Annotated in this window: 19 protein-coding genes and 1 tRNA gene; 10 read left to right on the forward strand and 10 right to left on the reverse strand. The window is 42.4% G+C overall.

Annotation, left to right across the window (positions count from 1 at the left end; translation table 11 throughout):
* Nucleotides 1-21: 21 nt before the first annotated feature.
* Nucleotides 22-258, reverse strand: coding sequence for a DNA-directed RNA polymerase subunit omega (locus ACFFRD_RS11810; RefSeq protein ID WP_012412301.1), 237 nt, complete (start codon nucleotides 256-258; stop codon nucleotides 22-24).
* A gap of 159 nt (nucleotides 259-417) precedes the next feature.
* Between ACFFRD_RS11810 and ACFFRD_RS11815 the strand changes: the two genes are divergently transcribed.
* Nucleotides 418-837, forward strand: coding sequence for a fasciclin domain-containing protein (locus tag ACFFRD_RS11815; protein ID WP_114084216.1), 420 nt, complete (start codon nucleotides 418-420; stop codon nucleotides 835-837).
* A 63-nt stretch (nucleotides 838-900) separates the two neighbouring features.
* Here the strand turns inward: ACFFRD_RS11815 and ACFFRD_RS11820 are convergent, their stop codons facing one another.
* Nucleotides 901-2,373: a glycoside hydrolase family 13 protein gene (locus ACFFRD_RS11820; protein ID WP_392481610.1), complete on the reverse strand. Its 1,473-nt coding sequence runs from the start codon at nucleotides 2,371-2,373 to the stop codon at nucleotides 901-903.
* A gap of 663 nt (nucleotides 2,374-3,036) precedes the next feature.
* On the opposite strand from ACFFRD_RS11820, the gene ACFFRD_RS11825 reads away from it, so the two are divergent.
* Both ACFFRD_RS11825 and ACFFRD_RS11830 read left to right on the forward strand, forming a co-directional pair.
* Complete coding sequence (locus tag ACFFRD_RS11825; protein WP_392481612.1) at nucleotides 3,037-4,764, forward strand: S8 family peptidase; 1,728 nt, start codon at nucleotides 3,037-3,039, stop codon at nucleotides 4,762-4,764.
* A gap of 398 nt (nucleotides 4,765-5,162) precedes the next feature.
* Nucleotides 5,163-5,462 (forward strand): hypothetical protein, encoded by a 300-nt coding sequence (locus tag ACFFRD_RS11830; RefSeq protein ID WP_190962880.1) that lies wholly within the window; start codon nucleotides 5,163-5,165, stop codon nucleotides 5,460-5,462.
* Nucleotides 5,463-5,505: 43 nt separating this feature from the next.
* Here the strand turns inward: ACFFRD_RS11830 and ACFFRD_RS11835 are convergent, their stop codons facing one another.
* Complete coding sequence (locus ACFFRD_RS11835) at nucleotides 5,506-5,637, reverse strand: hypothetical protein (protein ID WP_392481614.1); 132 nt, start codon at nucleotides 5,635-5,637, stop codon at nucleotides 5,506-5,508.
* A 117-nt stretch (nucleotides 5,638-5,754) separates the two neighbouring features.
* Here ACFFRD_RS11835 and gshA point away from each other — a divergent pair, with 117 nt between their 5' ends.
* From gshA to ACFFRD_RS11855, 4 genes are all read left to right on the forward strand, one after another.
* A complete protein-coding gene (gene gshA, locus ACFFRD_RS11840) occupies nucleotides 5,755-6,894 on the forward strand; it encodes a glutamate--cysteine ligase (RefSeq protein WP_392481616.1) in 1,140 nt (379 codons plus the stop codon).
* Nucleotides 6,895-7,271: 377 nt separating this feature from the next.
* A complete protein-coding gene (locus ACFFRD_RS11845) occupies nucleotides 7,272-7,733 on the forward strand; it encodes a tRNA (cytidine(34)-2'-O)-methyltransferase (RefSeq protein ID WP_190962878.1) in 462 nt (153 codons plus the stop codon).
* Nucleotides 7,734-8,525: 792 nt separating this feature from the next.
* Nucleotides 8,526-10,859 (forward strand): peptidoglycan DD-metalloendopeptidase family protein, encoded by a 2,334-nt coding sequence (locus ACFFRD_RS11850; protein WP_392481618.1) that lies wholly within the window; start codon nucleotides 8,526-8,528, stop codon nucleotides 10,857-10,859.
* Between the two features lie 167 nt (nucleotides 10,860-11,026).
* Nucleotides 11,027-11,100 (forward strand) — tRNA-Met (locus tag ACFFRD_RS11855).
* 69 nt (nucleotides 11,101-11,169) lie between these two features.
* Here the strand turns inward: ACFFRD_RS11855 and ACFFRD_RS11860 are convergent.
* A complete protein-coding gene (locus tag ACFFRD_RS11860; protein ID WP_392481620.1) occupies nucleotides 11,170-13,335 on the reverse strand; it encodes an amylo-alpha-1,6-glucosidase in 2,166 nt (721 codons plus the stop codon).
* A gap of 131 nt (nucleotides 13,336-13,466) precedes the next feature.
* Here ACFFRD_RS11860 and ACFFRD_RS11865 point away from each other — a divergent pair, with 131 nt between their 5' ends.
* From ACFFRD_RS11865 to ACFFRD_RS11875, 3 genes are all read left to right on the forward strand, one after another.
* The gene (locus ACFFRD_RS11865) at nucleotides 13,467-14,078 is read left to right on the forward strand and encodes a peroxiredoxin (protein ID WP_069068387.1); all 612 of its coding nucleotides are present in this window, start codon (nucleotides 13,467-13,469) and stop codon (nucleotides 14,076-14,078) included.
* 297 nt (nucleotides 14,079-14,375) lie between these two features.
* The gene (locus ACFFRD_RS11870; protein WP_392481623.1) at nucleotides 14,376-14,912 is read left to right on the forward strand and encodes a peroxiredoxin family protein; all 537 of its coding nucleotides are present in this window, start codon (nucleotides 14,376-14,378) and stop codon (nucleotides 14,910-14,912) included.
* Between the two features lie 61 nt (nucleotides 14,913-14,973).
* Nucleotides 14,974-15,636 carry a glutathione S-transferase family protein gene (locus ACFFRD_RS11875; RefSeq protein ID WP_334809883.1) on the forward strand — a complete coding sequence of 221 codons (663 nt, stop codon included), beginning with the start codon at nucleotides 14,974-14,976 and terminating at the stop codon, nucleotides 15,634-15,636.
* Between the two features lie 46 nt (nucleotides 15,637-15,682).
* Here the strand turns inward: ACFFRD_RS11875 and ACFFRD_RS11880 are convergent, their stop codons facing one another.
* From ACFFRD_RS11880 to ACFFRD_RS11905, 6 genes are all read right to left on the reverse strand, one after another.
* A complete protein-coding gene (locus ACFFRD_RS11880) occupies nucleotides 15,683-16,684 on the reverse strand; it encodes a DnaJ C-terminal domain-containing protein (protein ID WP_114084225.1) in 1,002 nt (333 codons plus the stop codon).
* 118 nt (nucleotides 16,685-16,802) lie between these two features.
* Nucleotides 16,803-17,312: an AAA family ATPase gene (locus ACFFRD_RS11885; protein ID WP_392481625.1), complete on the reverse strand. Its 510-nt coding sequence runs from the start codon at nucleotides 17,310-17,312 to the stop codon at nucleotides 16,803-16,805.
* A gap of 76 nt (nucleotides 17,313-17,388) precedes the next feature.
* The gene (locus ACFFRD_RS11890; RefSeq protein ID WP_114084227.1) at nucleotides 17,389-18,678 is read right to left on the reverse strand and encodes a glucose-1-phosphate adenylyltransferase; all 1,290 of its coding nucleotides are present in this window, start codon (nucleotides 18,676-18,678) and stop codon (nucleotides 17,389-17,391) included.
* Between the two features lie 359 nt (nucleotides 18,679-19,037).
* Entirely contained in the window at nucleotides 19,038-20,948 is a 1,911-nt protein-coding gene (locus tag ACFFRD_RS11895) for a hypothetical protein (RefSeq protein WP_392481627.1), read from the reverse strand.
* Between the two features lie 577 nt (nucleotides 20,949-21,525).
* Complete coding sequence (locus tag ACFFRD_RS11900) at nucleotides 21,526-21,732, reverse strand: hypothetical protein (RefSeq protein ID WP_147262556.1); 207 nt, start codon at nucleotides 21,730-21,732, stop codon at nucleotides 21,526-21,528.
* A 366-nt stretch (nucleotides 21,733-22,098) separates the two neighbouring features.
* The gene (locus ACFFRD_RS11905) at nucleotides 22,099-22,977 is read right to left on the reverse strand and encodes a bile acid:sodium symporter family protein (protein ID WP_392481629.1); all 879 of its coding nucleotides are present in this window, start codon (nucleotides 22,975-22,977) and stop codon (nucleotides 22,099-22,101) included.
* Nucleotides 22,978-23,024: the final 47 nt, after the last annotated feature.

The raw sequence follows: 23,024 nt of genomic DNA on the forward strand, positions 1-23,024 counted from the left end.
TGCCTTCTCTAAAGCCTTTTTTTATAGTTCGCCAATAATCTCTGGCTGAGTCAATTCATCGGACATTTCGATAATTGCTCTTAGCACTGGCTTCATCATCGCATCTTCGTTATTTTCAAAATCTTCATAACGCCGACGTTTAGCACGATTGGCCACCTGAACCGTAATGCGGTAACGATTTGAGGCTGCACTAATCAGTTCCTCAGCTCGGTGCATAATCTGAGACTGAGTTGTCTCGAACTTAGAACGCTTTAGCATAATCAGTGGTTCTTGGGGTCATTCCCCAGTGTAGCAGTACTGATAAATCTGTTGTCTTGTATTTAATCGCCAGCAACCTTTCTGTTGATAGAGGCTAAGAGCCTTCTAGTCATTTTATAAGTTACTTATAATACTATCTGACTAAAGTCACACATCCTTATGGCTGACCTTGTGGAAACTGCTATCAATGCGGGAAACTTCAATACCCTGGTGAAAGCTGCTCAAGCTGCAAATCTCATAGAAACTCTAAAGAGTCCTGGTTCTTTAACACTATTTGCACCAACTGACGAAGCTTTTGCCAAGCTGCCAGAAGGAACATTAGATTCCCTACTAAAAGACATTCCTAAGCTCCAGAAAATTGTGGCATATCATGTCGCTAGTGGGGATGTTCGGTCTGATGACTTGGTACAGATTAATGAGGCACAGACGCTTGAGGGGTCAATTGTAGCCATTGAATCTGCCGATGGCAAAATCAAAGTGAATAACGCCAATGTTATCAAAACAGACATTTTGACAGACAATGGCGTGATCCACATTATTGATGAGGTTTTGATGCCTGCAATGGTTGCCGGAAAATAAGGGCATTGGGCATGGGGCATTAGTTATTCTTTCTCCCCCTGCCTCCCCTGCTCCCTTATCCTCCTACTCCCTACTCCCCACTCCCAGAATGCAGCCACTGCGTGCGGGAAGAGTTAATGATAATTGCTGAGTTTCTTCTTCACCATTCCACTCAACTTCAGCAGTACCATATAACAGCTTGTTGGGTTGAGTATGCAAACTAGCCACATCTACATTTGCAGTTGCCGAACTTGTGCCAGCGTTTATAGCAATTATCAATTCTTCTGTGCCTAAAGTTCGTGCAAAGATATAAAGTTGTCCTTGAGCATAGAGAACTCGGTAATCACCTGTACGCAAGGCTGGGTAAGTTTGGCGGATGGCAATTAATTGACGATGAGTATTGAAAATTTCTTGATTCCAGTTAGCCTCTAAAGGAAAGCCACGCCGTGAGTCGGGATCTATGCCACCCGGTAAGCCAACTTCATCACCATAGTAAATACTGGGGGCACCGGGAAAGGTGAGTAACAGTAGAGTCGATAATTCTACACTCGCTATATCACCGCCTGCAATGGTCATCAATCGGGCTGTATCGTGACTTGCTAACAAATTGAGTTGAGTTAGCTGAATTTCCCAAGGATAAAGTTGCAGTACTTCTTGGATTTTGGTGGCGTACTCGGCAGCAAATAAGGGTGGGTAAGGTTGATAGTCGCGGCTTTGGACTTGTTCTAAGACTACGCGATCGCCAGCTGCAAAAGCAATTGTCGGCCCAGCAAATAGATAATTCATCACGCCGTCAAATTGCGTTCCATCCAACCACTGGCGGGAATCTCCCCAGACTTCGCCCACAATATAGGCTTCGGGATTTATGGCTTTAGTGCGATCGCGGAATTCCTGCCAAAAACCAGGAGTTTTTATTTCAAATGGTACATCCAATCGCCAACCATCAATGCCGAATTTAATCCAATATTCGGCAATTTCCATAATGTATTCTCGTACTTCTGGATTGTCGTGGTTAAATTCTGGCAAGGCGCGATTTCCCGCCCAACCCACGTAGTTTGCAGGGAACTCACCGTTATAAGGTGAAAGGGGCCAGCCTTCTATTTTGAACCAATTCACCCAAGGCGAATGCGGGCCATTTTCTAAAACGTCGTGGAAAAAGAAAAAGCCACGGCTGGAATGGTTAAATACCCCATCCAGAACGACTTTGATATTCCGTTTATGGGCTGCATCAAGCAATTCTTTAAAAGCCTCGTTGCCCCCTAACATTGGGTCAACTTGATAATAATCGTGGGTATGATAGCGGTGATTACTGGCGGATTGAAAGATAGGTGTGAAATAAATCGCGTTAATCCCCAAATTCTGGATGTAGTCTAAATCCTCCATGATGCCCCATAAATCCCCACCTTTATAACCTTGGAGGGTTGGCATAGAGTCCCAATCTTCCCAACGGGCTTCGCGCAACAGTCGTTTGCGCGGCTGTTTGCTTCTGGCAAAACGATCTGGGAAAATTTGGTAGAAAACAGCGTGCTTTACCCAATCTGGTGTTTGAATTTGCATGAATAACTTTTTGTACGTTCAGAAGCGATCGTTGCAAATATTAGCTTCTTTATGACTCTTACTTATGATAGAGAATCTGTAATTTGTCAGTATTTATTAACAATTTATACCAATTTAACAATTTTAGCTACAGGACTCATCTTTGATTTTTGCGAAGCTAGGTACAATTCAAAGAGCCTTTTTGCTTATTGCCTATCGCGCTTCGCGCACAGAAATCAAAAAAAATTAGTATACAACTTTTTAGTATTTAAAATTTCTTAAATTTATCTTTTTTATTTATTACTTAATTATTCTTAATTTTATTTTTTTAACTTTGTCCGTAATGATTTAGGCAGATAGTGAATTAGTTTAATAGCTCCATAAAAATTACCTGTTAGCTCAGTCTTGGGTAATTCTGAGATGCGTCTACTCAAAGATGTCTTACAAGTACAGAAAATCACTATTAGGAGACATAATTCAGGAATATGAGTTATGAATTAGCAATTGTCTTAGGAATTACTTCCCGCCTCCTAAGCTTATTTGATGTTATCTATCAAAAAATAGATAACTATAGTCGCATCAAATAATCAAGGCGAAAAAACTGCATAGTCTGCATTAATGCCAGAGCGACTTATGCGAATAAACTACTTTGCTTTCACCCAATAAATTGAATTTGAGGTAAAAATGAGACACGAAAAACTTTCTCCCGGACTACTGTTGGCATTTCAAGACTATCAAAATGAGGGAGATAAAGCTTTAGTTACACACAAGCGATCGCTTGGCATCATTGCCCACAAAAGCCCAGTCAAGCCAACAAAGAGCGTCGTTTTTATCTATTGCGATCCTGATGCAGACTTGAGTTATTTATCACAATATAACATTGAAGTCAATCAAAACTCTGGGAGTGTGCGGACGGCTTTTTTACCGATAGAAAGTTTAGATGTCTTGTCTGAAGAAGACGTTATCCAACGCATCAAGCCATCACGCAAACTTCATTTGAGGATGGACACTGCAATGGAAGCAGTCAAACTCCCGGAGTTCCAGAACAAAACTGGACTGACTGGTAAAGGAGTAATCATCGGCATTATAGACAGTGGAATTGATCCGAAACACCCCGCTTTTGCTGAACGAATTTTACACATTTGGGATCAAACACTGCCAGGGCCAGGAGTAACCGAAGGCGGCTATGGGGCGGAATTTACGGGAGCGCAACTGACAATTTCTCAGGATACTGGCGGTCATGGTACTCATGTTGCCGGAATTGCCGCCGGTGCCGATGCTAGCTATGGCGGTGTAGCACCAGAAGCAGAATTAATTGTCGTCAGGTCAGATTTACAGGATGCCCATATTGCTGATGGTGTGCGTTACATTTTCCGAATTGCTAGAGAGTTAGGACGCGCAGCCGTGGTGAATCTCAGCTTGGGTGGGCACGCTGATGCCCATGATGGTAGTGATTCCTTATCCAAAGTTATTGACGCGGAAACTGGCCCTGGAAGAATAGTTTGCTGTGCTGCCGGTAACGAAGGAAACGATAACATTCATGGACAAGCGATAATACCCAGTGGACGCACTCGTGGTATGCGCTTTAATGTTCCTTTGAATCAAATAGGCATAGTTTGGTTAAATGCTTGGTATTCCAAAGACAGCGAATTAGAAGTGTCTGTGCGGAGTCCTAACGGTTTTGTCACCCCATTCCAAAAAATAATTACTGACGGTAATGCCGCACAAGATTACCAGTTACCAGATGCAAGGGTGCAATTAGCGACACCAGCGCCAGATAAAGCCAATGGCGACCATAATTTCTTTGTGCAAATCCGGGGTATTGGCTCCTCGCCAGTTATGGGAGGTGTTTGGCAACTGCGAGTTCGCAACAGTTCTGCAACTGACACTCGTTTAGATGTATGGACATTAGATGATACTTCGTCAGTGTTTTTTACAGGTAAAAGTGTGAAAGATGCGCTAAAAATTGGTTCGCCAGGAGCCGCCAGCAGTGCAATTACAGTTGCCGCCTATACTACTAAAACCAAGTACACAGATATTGATAACGAAGTGCGAGAAATGGGATTAGAATTGCACACTATTTCGGAATTCAGTAGTGAAGGCCCACTCCGAAATAATGGACACAAGCCGGATGTAGCAGCACCAGGAGCGATGATTATTTCCACTCTTTCCGCCGATGCAAATTTTGACCGCTCATCAATGATTAATTCCAAGTTTGTGGTGCAGGCTGGTACGAGTATGGCGACACCATTTGTTAGTGGGTTAGTAGCATTACTATTGCAGCGAGATCCCAATCTCGATCCGGCTGCTGTGAAAGACTTGCTACGTAAAAATAGTACAATTCCTGGAAAACCCGCAGGGACATTTGATGAGAAATGGGGTTATGGAGTGATTAACGCTTTAAATCTGTAATTAGCTTCAGAGATGCGATATATTTATACACCTTTAACACAATAAATATATCGCGTCTCTTGAAGATTATACGGCTACTAAATTAAACAGTGCTAATTTTAAAATTGCTGACTTAACAGAGACAATTTAAATCCGAATAACTGCTTTAGATGCTGATTTTTAAGGAGTAAATTTGAGCGGTACTTTCATAGAGAAAGGGAATATTAATATACAAGCATAATCTGCGTTTAGGCTCTCAATAAATCTCAAAGCCAGAGAGAACAGCAATTAATCTGTAATTGGACATAGGAAATCGCCCATTAAATCTATACAGAGATAGGCAATAAAAACTCGCAAGTTTGATACCTTAGCTATACGATAGGTTAAGAATTGCCTGCTTTTTACCCACTTAATGCTCTATGGATTTTCAAAAGCTAGATGCTGCCCTTGCTACAGCGCTCAATGATGTTCAAAACCCAGAGGAACCGAGTTTAGAAGTTTTCATCCATACTGAACCAATTTTAGACTCTGCTGCAACTGCTGTTTTAGAAAATTTAGGCATCAGTGGTGTTACTAGTGGAAGAGATATATTTACGGCAACACTGTCACTAAATGCAATTTCCCACTTGTCCGAGGAACCTTGGGTAAAATATTTGAAGCGATCGCAGCAATTGCGTCTGGTTAATAGGAGAATAAATACAGGCAAGTTGGGTGTTTAATGACCATTTTCTAACCCTATACTACGCAGATAATTTTTTGCATTTACTGTGAATTAGGTTGTTTTTTTTCTGGAAAGTTACACTTCACCTCAATTTCCAGATTACTTACAGCAGAGCCTTCAGTAATTTCAGTAGTAATAATTTTTTGAAGAACAGCCAAGAAATCTGTCATCATAACTTGGCATGAATCATTAATTACATGATTCTTAACCTTTGATTGACTGAAAGATAGATCCTAAAGATGCGTCTAATTCGATACAATTTATAGGCAGAGAGAGCCGAGGAGAACAAGGTGGTCTTATTAAAAGGCTTTGAGATCGAGATGTATACTGGCACGCCTCAAGGTGAAATCGTCGGTCTCTCCGACAAAATTATTGCAGCCTTGGATGGATTTATGCGGGAGCCAGATAGCCGCAATGTCGAATACATAACCCAACCATCCCATAATTACGAAAATTTATTGTGTGCCTTGCTGCGTCCTCGGCGGGAGTTGCGAAACTACCTCAATCACTTGGGCGATTACACCTTGATACCGGGAAGTACTTTATCGTTGGGTGGCGGCGATCGCTTTCTGCGTTCCGATCCAGCAAATCCCTATCATGACTACATTGAGAACACCTACGGGACAAAAGTAGTCACCGCCAGCGTACATATTAATATAGGCATCAGCGATCCAGAAGTATTAATGCGGGCGTGTCGGGTGATCCGTATGGAAGCACCTCTATTTCTCGCCCTCAGCGCCTCATCTCCCTTCCTAGATGGCAAAACTACTGGCTATCACTCCACTCGCTGGGGCTTATTTCCGCAAACGCCTAACCATGTACCTTTATTTGCCAGCCACGCCGATCATATCCAGTGGGTGGAAGATCAACTCGTTGCCGGAACCATGCAAAATGTTCGGCATTTATGGACATCGGTGCGACCAAATGGCGATCGCCGCCCTTATGATCTAAATCGCCTAGAACTACGAATTTGCGATTTAATCACAGATCCCATTGCCTTACTAGCCATTACTGCCTTATTAGAAGCGCGTTTATTGCAAGTAATCGAAAATCCCAACATCGATCCTTTAACTCAAAGTATTTTCTCTAACGAAGAACTCGTCACCCTGACTGCTGAAAACGAAGCTGCGGCTGCGGCTGGTAGTCTCGATGCTCATTTGAGGCATTGGCAGGATGGTAGAAGCATCCTAGCCAGAGATTGGATTACCCAAATTTACCAAGATGTTTGGGCGATCGCTAAACAACGAGGCTTTAGCTGTTTTCTTTCCCCATTACACAAAATTCTCCGCGAAGGCAATGAAGCTCAACAGTGGTTGCAGTTACACACAGTCGGTTTTGACAGCCAGCGCGTCATCACTCAGGCTATTCTCGCCACCCAAGAACGCGAAATTGAACTCGAAGACAAATTGTGTTCGTCCCTACTAGCTTAATTGAAGAGGCAGAGGAGCAGGGGGGACAGAGAGGATAAGGGGAGAATTATTCAAGTTTCTCCCTTGTCTCCCCCCTCCTCCTTGTCTCCTATATCTCTATCTCGATGCCCCATACCCAATGGTAGATTTCTTTGGACATACTACCAGCCCTAAAATACACAAGTGTTTAATCTTTCTACATAAAACTTAATATTTGCCAATTTTAGCCAAATATCCTCTCAGGGATTGCTCTGGGAGGCTTTGTGCTATTGTTTTAAAAATCTAATCGATGGATGATGCTTGATTATTATTAACAAAACCTATGAATAGCCTCTACCCTTTGGTAGATTTAACATTGACAATAAATTGTTTTATACAATACGTAGATTATACGGACAATGCCCCAGGTCGTTTTAGTTAACCCACAAATTCCTCCTAATACAGGTAATATTGCTCGTACTTGTGCAGCAACAGGTACAGAGTTGCATTTGGTAGGGCCCTTAGGGTTTGAAATTAGCGATCGCTACCTCAAAAGAGCCGGCTTAGATTACTGGCCTTATGTCAAACTCCACTATCACGAATCCCTAGAAGCCTTTAAAACCGTACATCAAGAGCGTGGAGGCAGATGGTTAGGTTATACCGTTGGTGGGAATTTTAGTTACGTCAGCTTTCAATATCAAGCCGATGATTGGCTACTGTTTGGTAGTGAAACTACGGGCTTACCACCAACAATTTTGTCAGATTGCGATGCTACTCTGTATATTCCGATGAGCCAACCAGGGGTTCGCAGCTTGAACTTGTCAGTCAGTGTGGCAATTGGCTTATTTGAAACCCGTCGTCAGTTAGGCTATCTACAATAGTTGTTTACCTTCACAAGCTAAGTATATTTACTTGTTGTCTCTACAAATATCTATCTAAACTGGAGAATTTTGGCAGCAAGATTTTTTTGTTTACGGCAAAATATGTAAAAGAATATACCAAATTCTGGGTTTATTCGCCAATTGTAGTGGAAGATACTTACAAAGAGAGGAAGGTTATTATAAGAAATTTATATATAAAACTTGAGATAATGCCAAATTTGAATGATAGATTTTGATGAATTTGAAGCATCCTAAATTGGGAACAAAAGCGCTAAAATCCAGTCATGTCATGTATTTGAGCTGTTTTTGCTCGTTGAACTCCCAAAAGCAGCCTAAAATTAGACGATAGTTAATACGGTTGTTTTTTAGGGAATAATCAACGTAAAGTCTCGTGTTGAGAAGACTGATGGGCTAGAAATATCTTGAAGATATCTACAGCAGGGGGCATCACTTTTCCAGAAGTCGCAAGCAATTTATTTTTCGGCAGCGACTATAGACTAGGCAAATCATTTGTTTAGTCCCCGTGATTGACGCAAGACAAGCGCGGATAATGGTAAAGAGTTATAAACGTCCTAAGTGGTGTTAGGAGTGGTTCGGACAAGTAAACACAGCAAACTTTAAGTTTTGCTAATACATGTAAACTTGTCTAAATCAGAGAAGCAGGTTAATCTTGCGTAAGCATCTCTGGTGAATGTGATCTTGATATATCATTTGTTGTGATCTAAATCATTGACTAGTATCCAACTGAAAAATCGAGGTCAGTTAAGCGCTAGTGATCATAGGAGGTCGTCTTTGAAACGAGCATTAAAAAAGAGAGTAAAAGCTGTGTTGAACAATAACCCCAACAGCGATGATGCCCCGGTAGAACTACAAAATGTGATGAATCCAAAAGTTAACCGCCGGGTGCGGACAAAAGCCGCCATGATTGGCTTGGCAATCTCTATGGGAGCAACCAGCCTTTTGGTGACTCGACAAAGCGATCAAGCCCAAGCAGCGGTGCCAGTAGGCAGCCAAAAGGCTTCCTCTTCGATTCCTGCTGCTCCTGACACTGAAGTGAAATTCGCCTCCACAAAGCTGGAGTCCCAAGCAGTCTCATCAGCGAGCGTGCCGGAAAATCCTGTGATCGTGGAACCAACGGCAGTCTCACAAGTGCCTGGGCTTGAAGCTAAATGGCAAGTCGCGGCAAATGGAATATCTTTGCAAATTCCTGCATCAGAAACATTTTCCCAAGCAACAGCTGGTTATAAAAATTCCACTAACCTGAAGCCACAAGTGGCACAGGGTTTGAACAACACATTAGCTGAGACTAGTTTCCCAACAGTCAATAATTTGTCTGACTATAGTGCTGATGGTGTTGGCAGTACAAATGTTTTATTGAATGCCCAGCCACAAACAGTAGCAACATCTGGTGCAGTCAACGGTGAGATAAATGCACAACTTAAGGCACAACAAGAGTTTGCACTGAATCGCTTACAAGAAAAATCTAATCGGTTAAGAAAAAGTCTCGCACAGTTACAGTCTGGGGAAACTGAAAACTTATCACCAGCTGATATTGGTTTGGCACAACCGACGACTGGAGTTGAAAAAACTGCATTAGTCCAGCCGAATACTTCTGACGATGCAAGCAAAGCGAACTTGATATCGAAGTTAAAACAGAAGAATCAGACAAGTGCAATTGCACCAGTACCAGCTACACCAAAACTTATTGCGTCCTCGACTCGAACCGCCTACGAAGTTAAGCCTGGAGATACACTAGCAGCGATCGCCAGCAAATACAATACTTCAGTATCAGAACTAGTTAAGGTAAATAACCTCAACAATCCCAATGAACTGAAAATTAGTCAAAAACTAATTATTCCTGCTAGTCAAGTTGAGGTAACAGTAGCCAATCAACCTACTGTAGTCAGCCAACCTGCTGTAGCGAGTCAACCTACTTTTGTAGAGTCCAGCAAAACTCCAAAAGTAGCTACCTCTCCTATGAACATTGGTAGTGCCAACTCCTATCTACCAACTCCTTCACAATCACCATCTATTGCCGACAGCAGCAGCGTTGCCGTCCCTACATCGGTAATTGCGAACAATCAGGTTCAGGCAAATAGTGCCACTGACTTAGAAGTACGCCCTACCACTCCTACTAGGTCTTATGGTGTTGGTGGTGAAGATCCAGTGCCAAAAGCTTTTGCTGAAATACAACAGCCTAAAACACCAGCAAATAGGGTAGCACGGGGAAATAATAATGACCGTTTGCGCGGCTTGCAAGCGGAAATTCAGAGATTACAGCAGAAATACCGCGCTCAACAGTCTGGTAATTTAGTTGTGCCAGCAGCTAGCGATACTACTAACGCTGCAATGCTCACTCCTATTTCTACTCCTAATAATTTCATCGTACCTAACTCTGCTGTTCGACCAAATAGTGTAGCGATACCAATTCCAGTTCCTACACCTATTAGAGCTACCTATAGCGCTCAACCAATCAAGTCCCAATTCCGTACTAGTGTACGTCCTACCGAGGCAGTAAACCCAGAATTCTTGCCCAATCTCGGTTCTGCTAGTCAGTGGACTCCTGCTCGCACTAAATCTCCTACAAGAGTTGCAACTCCTCCTGGAAGAGTAAATGCCTCTGACTCCTTAGGAAAGATGCGGGGAACCACAGTTACTCCACAGATACTACCGCCTTTGGCAGCAGTGGATCAATATCTGCCCAGGCCCATTGACGAACTGACACCTCCTCCATCTTCCTCAACCGTAGCTTACACATGGCCGGCAAAAGGTACCCTTACCTCTGGTTATGGCTGGCGCTGGGGTAGAATGCACAAAGGAATTGACGTTGCTAACTCCACTGGCACTCCAGTTGTCGCCTCAGCTGAGGGGACGATAGAAAAAGCAGGCTGGAACAATGGTGGCTACGGCAACCTTGTCGAAGTTCGCCATCCTGATGGCAGCACGACTCGCTATGCTCATAACAGCAAGATTTTAGTGCAACCTGGTCAGCAGGTACGTCAAGGAGAAACAATTGCTTTAATGGGTAGCACTGGTCACAGTACTGGCCCACACACCCACTTTGAAATCCATCCATCAGGTAAGGGTGCTGTTAACCCAATCGCCATGTTACCGGATCGCATATAATTTCTTGGCTATCTGTAACTAAATCATTGCCTTGTTTTGTTGAGGGAGTTTACCTCCCTCTTTTGCTTTCTATAAACTCAACAGGGATGAAAGCTGTAAGAAAATTGCAAAAATCTTAGTATTGAGCAAATTTGTATGCTATACTAGTTTATGATTTGAAGATATATGGCTCAGTAGCTCAGTTGGTTAGAGCGCGGGACTCATAAGCCTGAGGTCGTTGGTTCAATTCCAACCTGAGCCACTTTAAAAGTTATAAATAGTGAGTATTGATCTATAGGCATTTCTAATACTCAGAACTCAAAACTCAGCACTATTTAATGTGGCGAATTACTTCGGCAACTGACCAAGCTTGAGCGATCGCACCTCTGGGTGTATGAGGTGCATCGCCATCAAATATCTCAGAAATAGAGCCAAGACAAGCGCCAGATAAGAAATGATCTAGCAGAGGTTGCCAATCAAAAGGCAGCGATTGTTGTGGATAAAAACGTTGCCAAGCCCGAATATATGGTCCAATTAGCCAACCCCAAACAGTACCTTGGTGATAGGCGCGATCGCGTTGCTCTTGATTCCCCTCATATCTCCCTTTGTATTCGGGATCTCCTGGATCGAGACTGCGAAGGCCATAAGGAGTCAGCAAGCTGATAGTTGCCAAATCTAGTATCTGACTACCTTGTTGGGCAGAAAATCCACAGTGGTGCAGTGACAGCGCCAAAACCGCATTGGGACGAATTTGAAAATTCCGGCGATCGTCCGGCTCGATAGTGTCGTACAAATAACCCAGCTGAGGATTCCAGAACTTTTGCAGCGAGATTTTAACTTTTTGTGCTTGCAGAGCATAACGCTGTGCTTGCTTAGTGAGACGCACTGGATCGCCAATTTCAAGCGAACTTAAGCGTTCTGCCCACCGACTTAGCCAACATAAAGCTGAATACCACAGCGCATTGATTTCCACTGGCTTGCCATGACGGGGAGTAACGGGATTTGCCCCAATCACCACATCCATCCATGTGAGAGCTACACCACGAGCATCCCAACTAATTAGCCCATCAATAGCATCAACCTGGATATTGTAGTGTGTACCACCAACAAAGGCTTTGTGGATTTGTTGGACTACAGAGAATTGCTCTGCTAAAAATTCCCAGTCTTGGGTAGCTTCTAAATAAAGACCTAAAGTTTCAATCCACCACAGCGCCGCATCAATGCTGTTATAAAGTGGTTCACTATCGGCATCAGGAAATACATTAGGCATCAAACCGTGGCGATAGTAATGCCTAAAAGTCCGTAATACTCCTTTTGCCAGATCAAAGCGCTGTGGAACTAGTGCCAATCCAGGTAAGGCGATTAATATGTCGCGCCCTCGCTCATTAAACCAGTGATAACCAGCAATGATTGTAGGGCCTGGAATTGAGGCTCGATAGACGATAAACTGATCGCTTGCTTTAAGTAGGGCTTGCCAGATTGTAGATTGGGCATTGGTTATTAATTTATCTCCCCCTGCTCCTCTGCTCCCCCTGCTCCTCTGCTCCCCCTGCTCCCCCTGCTCCCCCTGCCCTCCTACTCCCCTACCCCCCTCACTCCATCCAAAAATCTGGGAGAGTCGGTCTTGCTCTATCTCCACGGCTTCTGCAAAGGTTTCGGAAGTGAGAACACCTGCCATCAAGTTTGGAAAACCTACTCGTGCTTCTAGTGTTACCACATCTCCTGGTTGCAGTCTGACTATCAAGTAACCAGGGCTGTAGAGGTCTTCTTTGTCACTTAATCCCCGTTTTGTCTCCTCAGACAATCCATAATTCCAATACCAAACTGCATCTGGTTGATATTTTCCTTTTGTCCAACGCAAGTGCCAAGGTATACCGAAATTACCCAATTTTTTTGCTTGCAGGCAGATTTGCTGTTGCCCAAGCAATTCTGAGAACTGTAATCCTGAACTAGCAATTTGTGGGTGGTGAAAATCACGTTCTGCGATCAGCAGTCGCAGCCGTAAAATTGCTGTATCACTTCCGTCATAGCGATATTGGATCAGAATTCGATCGCAAAATTGGGCATTGGGAAGAGGCAGAGGGGCACTTTGCTGGAGGCAAGGAGGAGAATGAGAAATTACCTCTTTCCTGTCTGTTCCAAAGTTTTCAGCCTCTACCAACCCATAAGGCATCACCAATTGTCTGCTTAATTGCCAGTTATCTCGACCCCAAATCCATTTTGGAACTGGGTTAATATCAAAACAGCGCAACAGTTCGTAGCCTGTCCGTTCAATCTGACCGTTACCCCAAACGTTTGTCCCCAGTGCTACAACGTTCCCCGATACTTCTAAGCTTGCGTCTAAGTGTGAAAACAGCAGAGTCCGCCCAGAAGGTGGGTTTGTAGCGGTAAACAGCCAACCGTGATAGGTGCGCGTGCGGACATCAGAAATCGTACCACTGGCAAAACTTCCTAAGCCATTGGTAAGTAACCATTCTCTTGTATCTAAATCAGGCATTGGCTACTCAAAATCGTTATGAGTATGATATAGTCGTAACAGATCGTAATTAAACTGTAAGAGCGTGGATGGGCGAGTTTTACTTGACCCGTATTCCAACGCTAATAAACCGATAAAGGAGAATTAGGTTAATGTCCCTTACTTACGGAACCGAAGGAAGCCTCCGCGTTGGCCAACAAGCTCCCGATTTCACAGCAACGGCTGTGGTAGATCAGGAATTTAAGACAATCAAACTTTCCGATTATCGCGGTAAGTATGTCGTCCTGTTTTTCTACCCACTAGACTTTACCTTTGTTTGTCCTACTGAAATCACAGCATTTAGCGATCGCTACGAAGAATTCAAGAAAATCAATACTGAAGTCCTTGGGGCTTCTGTTGACAGTGAATTCTCCCACCTCGCTTGGATTCAAACAGATCGTAAGTCTGGTGGTGTCGGCGACCTGAATTATCCTCTAGTCTCAGACATTAAGAAAGAGATTAGCGCCGCTTACAACGTTCTTGACCCAGCAGCTGGCATTGCCTTGCGTGGTCTGTTCATCATCGATAAAGATGGTATCATACAGCACGCTACCATCAACAACCTAGCTTTTGGTCGCAGCGTTGATGAAACCCTGCGGACATTACAAGCAATTCAGTATGTTCAATCTCACCCCGATGAAGTTTGCCCAGCTGGTTGGCAACCTGGTGACAAGACAATGAATCCTGACCCAGTGAAGTCTAAAGTTTACTTCTCTGCTGTCTAAATTTCGTTAGCAAACTCTAATCCAAGTTGTTGGAGTTGAGAGCAAAATCAATGAAAACCACAGATAAACAGAGATACACATGAAACAGTGTCAACCTCTGTATCTATCTGTGGTTTTTTCATAAAATAGTATTTAAATAATTCTGATTTTTCATGTTATGTGGAAAAGTCTAACAAAAACCTAACCCCCTAGCCCCCTTCCCGACGCGGGAAGGGGGAAATTCAAAGTCTTTCTCCTTTTAGGAGAGAGATTTTCCAGATTCTGTGAAAAGTCAGTTAAATAATTAGGGTTAAAAATATGTTGACTTCAACTGATTTTAGTGGTTTATTAAATGAGCGATTCTTCCGCAACTTTTTACCAGTTCCAGCTAGAAATCAACTCAGGTTTGGAGTAGGAACGCCTGATTTTCAACTGCCAGATATTACCAACGGAACTTTAGTAAAATTGTCTGATTATAAAGGCAAGCAACCAGTCTTACTCGCCTTTACTCGCATCTTTACCGAAAAACAATATTGCCCCTTTTGTTTTCCTCATATCAAAGCCTTGAATGAGAACTATGAGCAATTTAAAAATCGCGGTATAGAAGTTTTAATGATTACTAGTACCGATGAACGGCAGAGTCAAATTGTTGTGAAAGATTTAGGCTTAAAAATGCCGTTATTGAGCGATCCTAGTTGTCGAGTGTTTCGTACATATCAAGTAGGACAAGCACTAGGAGCGCCTTTACCAGCCCAGTTTGTATTAGATAAAGAAGGGAAACTCACCTACTGGCATTTATTTTCTTTTCTGGATCACAATGCTAGTGTTGAGACTCTGTTAGAACAATTTAATTGAGTATAAGGTGTAAAATTAATTGGCAATACCCACTCTACTGATAAAACTGTGAGGTTTTATGGTGCTGACCCTTTATCATTCATCTATTTCTCCTAACTCTCGCCGCGTCTGGATTACTCTGCTGGAAAAAGGACTTGAGTTTGAATTAGTAGAGATAAAGCTAGATGGGGAACAGTTTAAACCAGAGTTTTTGGCAATTAACCCATTCCACCACATTCCAGCTTTGGTGGATGACGGCTTTAATGTCGTGGAATCTTTAGCAATTCTGGACTATTTAGAGGCAAAATATCCCACACCTGCGATGTTGCCTAAAGATGCCAAGGATTTAGCGATCGCACGGATGGTACAACTGGTAACTGTAAATGAGCTTTTGCCAGCAACCACCACATTTTTACCTCAGATATTAGGCTTACCTGGAGAAAATCCCGAAAAAATCGAGCAGGCGAAGCAGAAAATTTCAACAGTACTCAAATTATTTGAGAATTTACTTGACGATCGCCCTTACTTTGGTAGTCAAAACCTAACTCTGGCTGAGGTTGTGGCTGGAACTGTAGTAATATGGCTGCCGGAAGTAGGCATTTCTTTAAAAGATTATCCAAAACTGAATGCTTGGCACGATCGCTTAATTGTACGTCCATCGTGGCAAGCTACCGAGTCTACACCAGAGGCAATGGAAGCGTTTAAGTCTGTCATTGTAGCGAGAAATACGCGGCATCAGACCTAATCAATGTAGAAACGATAAATTTTACCGTTTCTACAATCCGAAGTTTTCACAGCTTGACTTGCTGCAAATGACTCCGGGGATTATAAGTACGTATAGCCCGGATTTTTTCATAATATTCTCGCTCTTGTTGGCTGAGGTCTTTTGGTGGTGCGATCGCCACCTTCACCAACTGATCGCCACGTCCACCCTTGGCGAGGGGCCAACCTTTGCCACGTAAACGCAGTGATTGTCCAGAACGTACCCCGGCTGGTAGCTTGACATTAACTGAACCGTCGGGAGTGGGTACATCAATAGACGCTCCCAGAGTAGCTTCATCTGGTGTGATTGCCACTTCGCACACCAAGTTATCGCCTTCCATTTGGAAGAACGAGTGCGGCTGAAGTTCGACTTTTAAGTATAAATCTCCTCGTTGTTGAGTCATCGGGTTGATTTGACCTTTACCCCGCACGCGCAGACGAGTACCAGGTTTAGCCCCAGATGGAATACGAACATCAATTGTTTCGTTGCCTAAACTGAAGCGCTTTTGCACGCCGTTAAATGCTTCAGCAAAAGTTAGGGTGATTATAGCTTCACTATCCTGGGAAGTACCCGCACCTGCATCTTGAAACCCAAAATCGTTAAAGCCACCAAAACCACTTGTAGCACCTGTAGGAGGGCGGTAAGAGTAACTTTGTCGCCCACCCCCACCACGAGGGGCAGCACCGCCAAAGCGCCCTAGCAACTCATTAATGAACTCATCAAAATTGCCGTATTGGCTGAAGTCAAAGCCACCCATATCGGCACCAACGCCGCCGCCGGGGAAACCTTCGCCAGCTTGCTTCCAATATTGACCGAATTGGTCATATTTTTTGCGTTTATCTACATCTGAAACAACCTCGTAGGCTTCGCTAACTTCTTTAAAGCGTGCCTCTGCCTGTTTGTTATTTGGGTTGACATCGGGGTGATATTTGCGGGCTAGTTTACGAAAGGCTTGTTTAATCTCATCTTGAGTGGCAGTCTTATTAACTCCCAAAATTGCGTAATAGTCCTTGAAGTCGGTTGCAGCCATCTACTAGCCTCCTATAGAAATTACTGTTATGTTTTTTTTTAAGAACACAGATATTTGATTGCTAGGTAGAGTGCCAAGCAAAAGAATCTGATTTTAAATTAACAAAGAATATAGAAAATCAAGTGTGGTTCTTGCTCAACGTGCGATCGCAATTTCCGTACTCCGATTTTTCTGATAAGCGGATCAGCCCGTCTAGCCCCTCTTCCAGGCTTGGAGGGGCATCCCGGAGTTGACGGTGCATCCGCAAAATAATTTCTTCAGGAACCTGGCGCGATCGCCTTTTATTGCGTGCCAAACACAGCCAGACTGGTGTATCCACCCAAATTCCCATAATTTGGGTAAAGCCCAATTCACGGGCTAAAGCAATGACTTCACGGCGATGACGGCGCTGGGCATTGGTAGCGTCGAAAATGGCTGTATTTGCTGTAGAAATAGCTTGTTGAAATTGCCGTTCTACTTCCTGCCAAATCAGCAGCCACGGCCCCTGAAAGGCTTGAGAACCGAACAATTGCCCCCTGATGCCATCTGTAGAAATCAGCGGCATCTGGGGGCATTCTGTCATTAATTGTTTTGCAAAAGTTGACTTACCGCTACCTGGAAGACCAATCAGCAAAAACAGTTTAGTCATTTGTCCGTTGTCCTTTGTTACTTGTAACTATTAACCAATGACTAATGACTAATGACTAATGACCAATGACCAATGACTAAATGATTGTTCCATCAGCAATTACAGCATTTTTCAGCACGACGACGATACCACTGCGGATGTAAAAACCTTGGTTTTCGCGTTCAGCTTCTTGCACATTATCTTTATTGATAATTTTGACATCATGACCGATGCGGGCATTTTTATCAATGATGGCACCGCGAATGATCGTGTCTGTACCGATGCCTACGGGAATGTCATTATCTATCAAGCTACATTGCCGTTCTACAGAAGCTTGGTAAAAATCTGCACCCATGAGTAAAGATTCTTCGATGACGCAGCCAGATTCAATCCGCGATCGCACTCCTAAAACTGAATGTTGAATGCGGCAATTTTTCAAAATACAACCTTCGCCAATAATTGATTCTGTGATATGGCAATCTAAAAGTTTAGTCGGAGGTAAGTAACGAGGGCGGGTATAAATTGGTGCTTTTTCGTCGTAGAAACTAAAAGGTGGCTGGGGCTGCTGAGTCAGAGCTAAATTTGCTTGATAAAAGGCTTCGATTGTTCCAATATCTTCCCAGTAATCATCAAAAAGGTAAGCTTGAACGTTGTAATCTTTAGAGGCATCAGGAATAATTTCTTTACCGAAATCAGTCCTTTCTATACCTTCTCTCAACAACTTGAACAAAACTTCTTTTTTAAAGACATAAATCCCCATTGAGGCGATGTAAGGCTGTTTCAGGGCTTGTTCTTTTGTTAATCCCAGTACACTTGTATCAACTTGCATTTGGGTTAACGCTTCGCCTTTAGGTTTTTCACTAAAGTCAATTACCCTACCAGAATCGTCAATTTTCATCAAGCCAAAATCTGAGGCGCGGCGCTCATCTATGGGGATGACTGAGAGAGTAATATCAGCCCCTGTGTCCCTATGGCGTTGGATAAACTGGCGATAATCCATCCGGTAGAGGTGATCGCCTGAAAGGATTAGATATTCTTCTACATCCCATTCTTCCATCAACCATAGATACTGACGCACAGCATCGGCTGTACCTTGGAACCAGTTGGGATTTTCTGGTGTTTGTTGTGCAGCTAGCACTTCCACAAAACCTTCGTTGAAACCAGTAAAGTTATAGGTACGGGCGATGTGACGATTCAGGGAAGCTGAGTTGAATTGTGTCAGGACGTAGATTTTGAATATTTCGGAATTTATGCAGTTACTAACAGGGATATCGATTAAGCGGTACTTCCCCGCTACTGGTACTGCTGGTTTAGCGCGGAGTTTGGTTAATGGGTAAAGCCTAGTACCCGCGCCACCGCCAAGGATGATTGATAATACTTTTTTCACAAAATTTCTCCCGACTGCCTTTCAACTCTCATCTTCAGTTTAGGACTGTCTGCCACCACAGGTAAGGGGGATCATGTGATTCTTAGGGAGGAATTTTATAGAATGCTGTTGGTTATGGATAGTACGGCTAATAAGTAAAAAACTAGAACATTTGTATTTATTTAGACAGGTGAACAATATAGGGAGTTTTGGCTACGTTTGCCTTGCATAGAATTTGACTATCGCTTTTGCATTTTATATCGATATAGAAATCATATTTAATTTTTGAAAAAACTTAGTACCACTTGAAAAGCCTTGTTGCCTGTTGGCTGCCATCGCTTTTGCACTGCGCGAACAAAAATCAAAGCTGACTGCTATAGTTATCTATTTATTTTTTTTGATAAAGTATGTTGCGAGATAAAATTATCAGGTGAATCACTATTTTGGGCAATATTGAGACGTAGAAACTGCACCCAGACTTCATCGCTAAGTAACTTTAAAGCAATTTTAGGATTGTTAATTGCGATCGCACCGATAACTTTACGCCATCCTTGCTGCAATGACTCAAGAAAAGCCTCTTCAATAGAAACTTGACTCAACAACGAAAGGGCGGTTTCAAAACTTTCTGAATCAGCTTGTATATTCTTCGATCTTAACCCTTGAAGTGCCACATTTAACCACACAGGCAGAAGTTCCAGCCAATTGCTTTGCTGTATGTTTTTGAGTGCAATGTCTTCCTTACCTAGCGTACCCCATATATATAAAGACTCCACAGCCAGTTTAGAATCACGGTTGTTTAGAGCATTTTGCCATAATTTTTGAGCTTGATTTTGGAAGCGATTAGCAAGAAATTCATAAGCTTCCTGGACTTGATGCAAAATTGTGACTTTATAAACTGATTCACCCCGTGGTAGGTAATCACCACGATAAGATAGCCAGTTATGAGATCCACATAGATGGATTTCTCGATCAACTATTACTTCTTTTATATGGGAGTCTCCCAGCCATAAAACCTGTACAGATGATAAACCATCAGGTGTTTTTATTGCTCGCAGTTTTTTCTCGACTTCTGGCGAAATTGGTTTCTCTTCATCTTCTTGTCGCCGCGCAATTCCATGTCCAATTAAAATCCAAACTCCACGATTAGCTAATTTTTGTAACAAAGTTAGAAATTTTTCATCGACAACTGCCTGATTCACCCAAGGAGAATAAATAATAACCTGATTTTTGGCAGAATTTAAAACTTCTGAGAAAGCTTGGCTAATTTGTCCGTCACGTAACTGTACAACTTCACCTACGACTGGAGATTTATCTACTTTTTTACCAGCTTTTTTCGCAGGTTTTAAGGCTTTTTGACGAATATTTTCAAGCCTAGCTTCTATTTCAGTATTTTTATGTTTGAGAATGGCTTCACGTTCAAAATTGATGGTTTCGTCTGACAATTTACATAATGCTTGTAAGGATATTTTACCTTGAGCGTGTAAATCTTCTAACCAATTTGATGCTGACTCTAAAATTTGTTTTCCATTTCTTATTTGGATGGTTATTTTATCTTCAAGAGCATCGAAGATAACGAAAAGCGATATCTTTCTCCAAAATTTTTGAGTTGGATTTAATACCTTATAAGAAGTAACTATTTTTCCCTCTTCTGGGACATGAAGTGCTAAATCTGAAGCCTGAATAAATTTTTGTATTTCCTCAAGTTGTAAAGAAGAGATATCAGCAATTGTATGATCAATAGTTAAAAAATCTGCCAAGTCTGGCAACTTTATCACTGTCTCGCTTAGTGATTCAGCTTGAAAGGTTATTTTGTCGCTTAAAGGATCTGTAATAGCATTAAGCTGTACAGGATATGGGGGCTGTGGTACAGACCCTTTTTCATAAAATGAACGACCTTCAGAAGTAACTGTAATTGGTGATGTTGGTGATAGAGTTTGTAATGAGCGAAGAGTTGCAGTAGTAGTTTTGATAAATACAGAATCCAGTCCAAGTACAGAGGCTAATTCATCCTCTGTGGGCGGAGGTTGAAATTCAATCGCAGCGCGGATAATAAATTCTTCGAGTACGTTAAACTGGCGGGGTTCTTTGATATTTACTTCTATAGTAGTTTGACGCAAACTATAACGGAATTGACGCGCTGCTAAAACCGATAAACTAGGACTTTGCGCTTCTATTTCGTCTACAAAATTTTTGAGATTGTCATCAATAGGTTTAGCAGAAGAGGCGAGAAACATCAAGGGAATAAGATTGGATAATTGAATTTGTACAAATACTTGTAACCCATGAGGCAAAGTATTTTTATGGTTTCAATAAGCTTTGGCGACGACTAGCCTACCAAGCAAATCCAGCACCAGTGACAAATATTAGCACATTATAAATTTTCCTAGGAATGACCATTGTGGGAGTATTGAGCAGCTTAGGGGTAAAAGCGATCGCCAGTGTCCCATTTTGAATTCCTACTTCTACTGTAATTACCGTAACGCTTTTTTCTCCTAATCGGGTTAAAGTTGCGATCGCAAAATCTTAAAGGTTATTTATAAAGTAAAAATAAGATTATTGTACGGTGTGTTAGGCACATATTTCTAGATGATTTGTAACAAAAGTTTTCATCAAAGTGCTAACGCACCGTGTTACATAGCGGTGCGTAATAGCAAAGCCTTAATCCACCTTAATAAGATTTACTTTATAAACAGTCTCTAAGAGGCTGTTTTAAAAGTGTTTGGACGTGCTTTTAAGTACTTCTAGATCCCCCCTAGCCTTAAAAAAGGGGGGAACCGGAATCAAAGTCCCCCTTTTTAAGGGGGATTTAGGGGGATCTTAACTTTTGATACCGATAAGGGGACTTTTAAAACATCCTCTAAGCAGGCCTTATGAAATAGGAGTGGTTATGTCTTCCTCCAAGGATGCTGGCAATTCAGAAGAACTAGCGCCAGTTTCTGGTGTTGAAAGCTCATCGCTTACCATTCCATCCCATGAATAGTTGCAGATTTTGGTGTGAAGCAATTTACCAAATGTCAGGTTAATTGCAAGGGCAAAAGAATCGATAAAAATTAGATTTACAAAACGATCAATCATTAGACCCCCTTGAGCTAAATTAAGCATCAAGTGATATTTGATTTCTTACTACACAAGCCATAATCTCTTTTCCAGAAATGTCTGGTATCTTAATAATTCCTAGTTGAAGGGGAAAGGGGAAAAAGGATTGTGGGTAAGGGAAGCAGGAAAGAAAATATTATTTATCGCTTTAATTTTGAGAAGAAGTAACGCCCAGAAAAGGCTTCATCTCATCAGTATAATTGCCAAAAATGATGCAGGCGACTGGATAATTTCTACCTACACGGGCTAGTTTGTCTAATAGATAGCCTCAATCTTTTCAATCAAACTCTTGAGATCGGTAATTTAATTTGTACTAATACTTATAACCCATGAGGCAAAATATCTTTATGCTTTCAGTAAGCCTTGGCGACGACTAGCCCACCAAGCAAATGCAGCACCAGTCACAAACATTAGTAGACCATAAATTGCCCCAGGAATAGCCATTGTAGGATTATTCAGCAGCGTAGGTGTAGAAGCAATCGCGATCGCCAGAGTCCCATTTTGAATTCCTACTTCTACTGTAATTGCCGTAACACTTTTTTCTCCTAATCGGGTTAAAGTTGCGATCGCAAAACCTAAAGCCATTGCAACCACATTCAAAACTAGAGTTGCTCCGCCCACATCTATTACATAAGAAACAAAATTATTCCGTTCTCGCAACAGCACTCCAGTAATTACCACCGCCAGGAAAAATAAAGATAGCCACTTCACAGGTTTATCTGCCTTGTCTGCCAATCCAGGTGCATACCGCTTGGCTATCATCCCAATTGCTACAGGTAAAAGTGTAATCACCGCAATCTGCAAAACAGTATTTAAGAAAGGTAACTGTAGCGTTGTTCCTTCCCCCAAAAATCTCTGCATTGACAAATTTACTACCAGAGGAATCGTAAAAACCGTAATGAAACTACTAATAGCTGTTAGCGTCACAGAAAGAGCAACATCACCCCCAGCCAAAAACGTAATCATATTAGAAGTAGCGCCACCGGGACAGGCTGCTAAAATCATTACACCTACCGCCAATTCTGGCTTAAGGGGAAACACCGATGCAATACCAAAGCCCACCATTGGCAACATGAGCAACTGTGCCACTAAGCCAACCACCACCGCTTTGGGATAGATTATAACTCGCTTGAAGTCCTCTAGGGTCAAAGTTAACCCCATACCTAACATGATAATAAATAGAGCCAAGGGCAGAAAAACAGCCGTCAGAAAATTTGCTTCCATCCTTAACCCGCGTTGGTAACAACAAAAGTGCCTCTGGATTGTACCGT

Source organism: Nostoc sp. C110 (assembly GCF_043099725.1).
Lineage (GTDB): Bacteria > Cyanobacteriota > Cyanobacteriia > Cyanobacteriales > Nostocaceae > Nostoc > Nostoc muscorum_A.

Coding starts and splice junctions, on each gene's coding strand:
- ACFFRD_RS11810 (WP_012412301.1), bottom strand. CDS start 258: ATGCTAAAGCGTTCTAAGTTCGAGACAACTCAGTCTCAGATTATGCAC.
- ACFFRD_RS11815 (WP_114084216.1), top strand. CDS start 418: ATGGCTGACCTTGTGGAAACTGCTATCAATGCGGGAAACTTCAATACC.
- ACFFRD_RS11820 (WP_392481610.1), bottom strand. CDS start 2,373: ATGCAAATTCAAACACCAGATTGGGTAAAGCACGCTGTTTTCTACCAA.
- ACFFRD_RS11825 (WP_392481612.1), top strand. CDS start 3,037: ATGAGACACGAAAAACTTTCTCCCGGACTACTGTTGGCATTTCAAGAC.
- ACFFRD_RS11830 (WP_190962880.1), top strand. CDS start 5,163: ATGGATTTTCAAAAGCTAGATGCTGCCCTTGCTACAGCGCTCAATGAT.
- ACFFRD_RS11835 (WP_392481614.1), bottom strand. CDS start 5,637: ATGATGACAGATTTCTTGGCTGTTCTTCAAAAAATTATTACTACTGAA.
- ACFFRD_RS11845 (WP_190962878.1), top strand. CDS start 7,272: ATGCCCCAGGTCGTTTTAGTTAACCCACAAATTCCTCCTAATACAGGT.
- ACFFRD_RS11860 (WP_392481620.1), bottom strand. CDS start 13,335: ATGCCTGATTTAGATACAAGAGAATGGTTACTTACCAATGGCTTAGGA.
- ACFFRD_RS11865 (WP_069068387.1), top strand. CDS start 13,467: ATGTCCCTTACTTACGGAACCGAAGGAAGCCTCCGCGTTGGCCAACAA.
- ACFFRD_RS11870 (WP_392481623.1), top strand. CDS start 14,376: ATGTTGACTTCAACTGATTTTAGTGGTTTATTAAATGAGCGATTCTTC.
- ACFFRD_RS11880 (WP_114084225.1), bottom strand. CDS start 16,684: ATGGCTGCAACCGACTTCAAGGACTATTACGCAATTTTGGGAGTTAAT.
- ACFFRD_RS11885 (WP_392481625.1), bottom strand. CDS start 17,312: ATGACTAAACTGTTTTTGCTGATTGGTCTTCCAGGTAGCGGTAAGTCA.
- ACFFRD_RS11900 (WP_147262556.1), bottom strand. CDS start 21,732: ATGATTGATCGTTTTGTAAATCTAATTTTTATCGATTCTTTTGCCCTT.
- ACFFRD_RS11905 (WP_392481629.1), bottom strand. CDS start 22,977: ATGGAAGCAAATTTTCTGACGGCTGTTTTTCTGCCCTTGGCTCTATTT.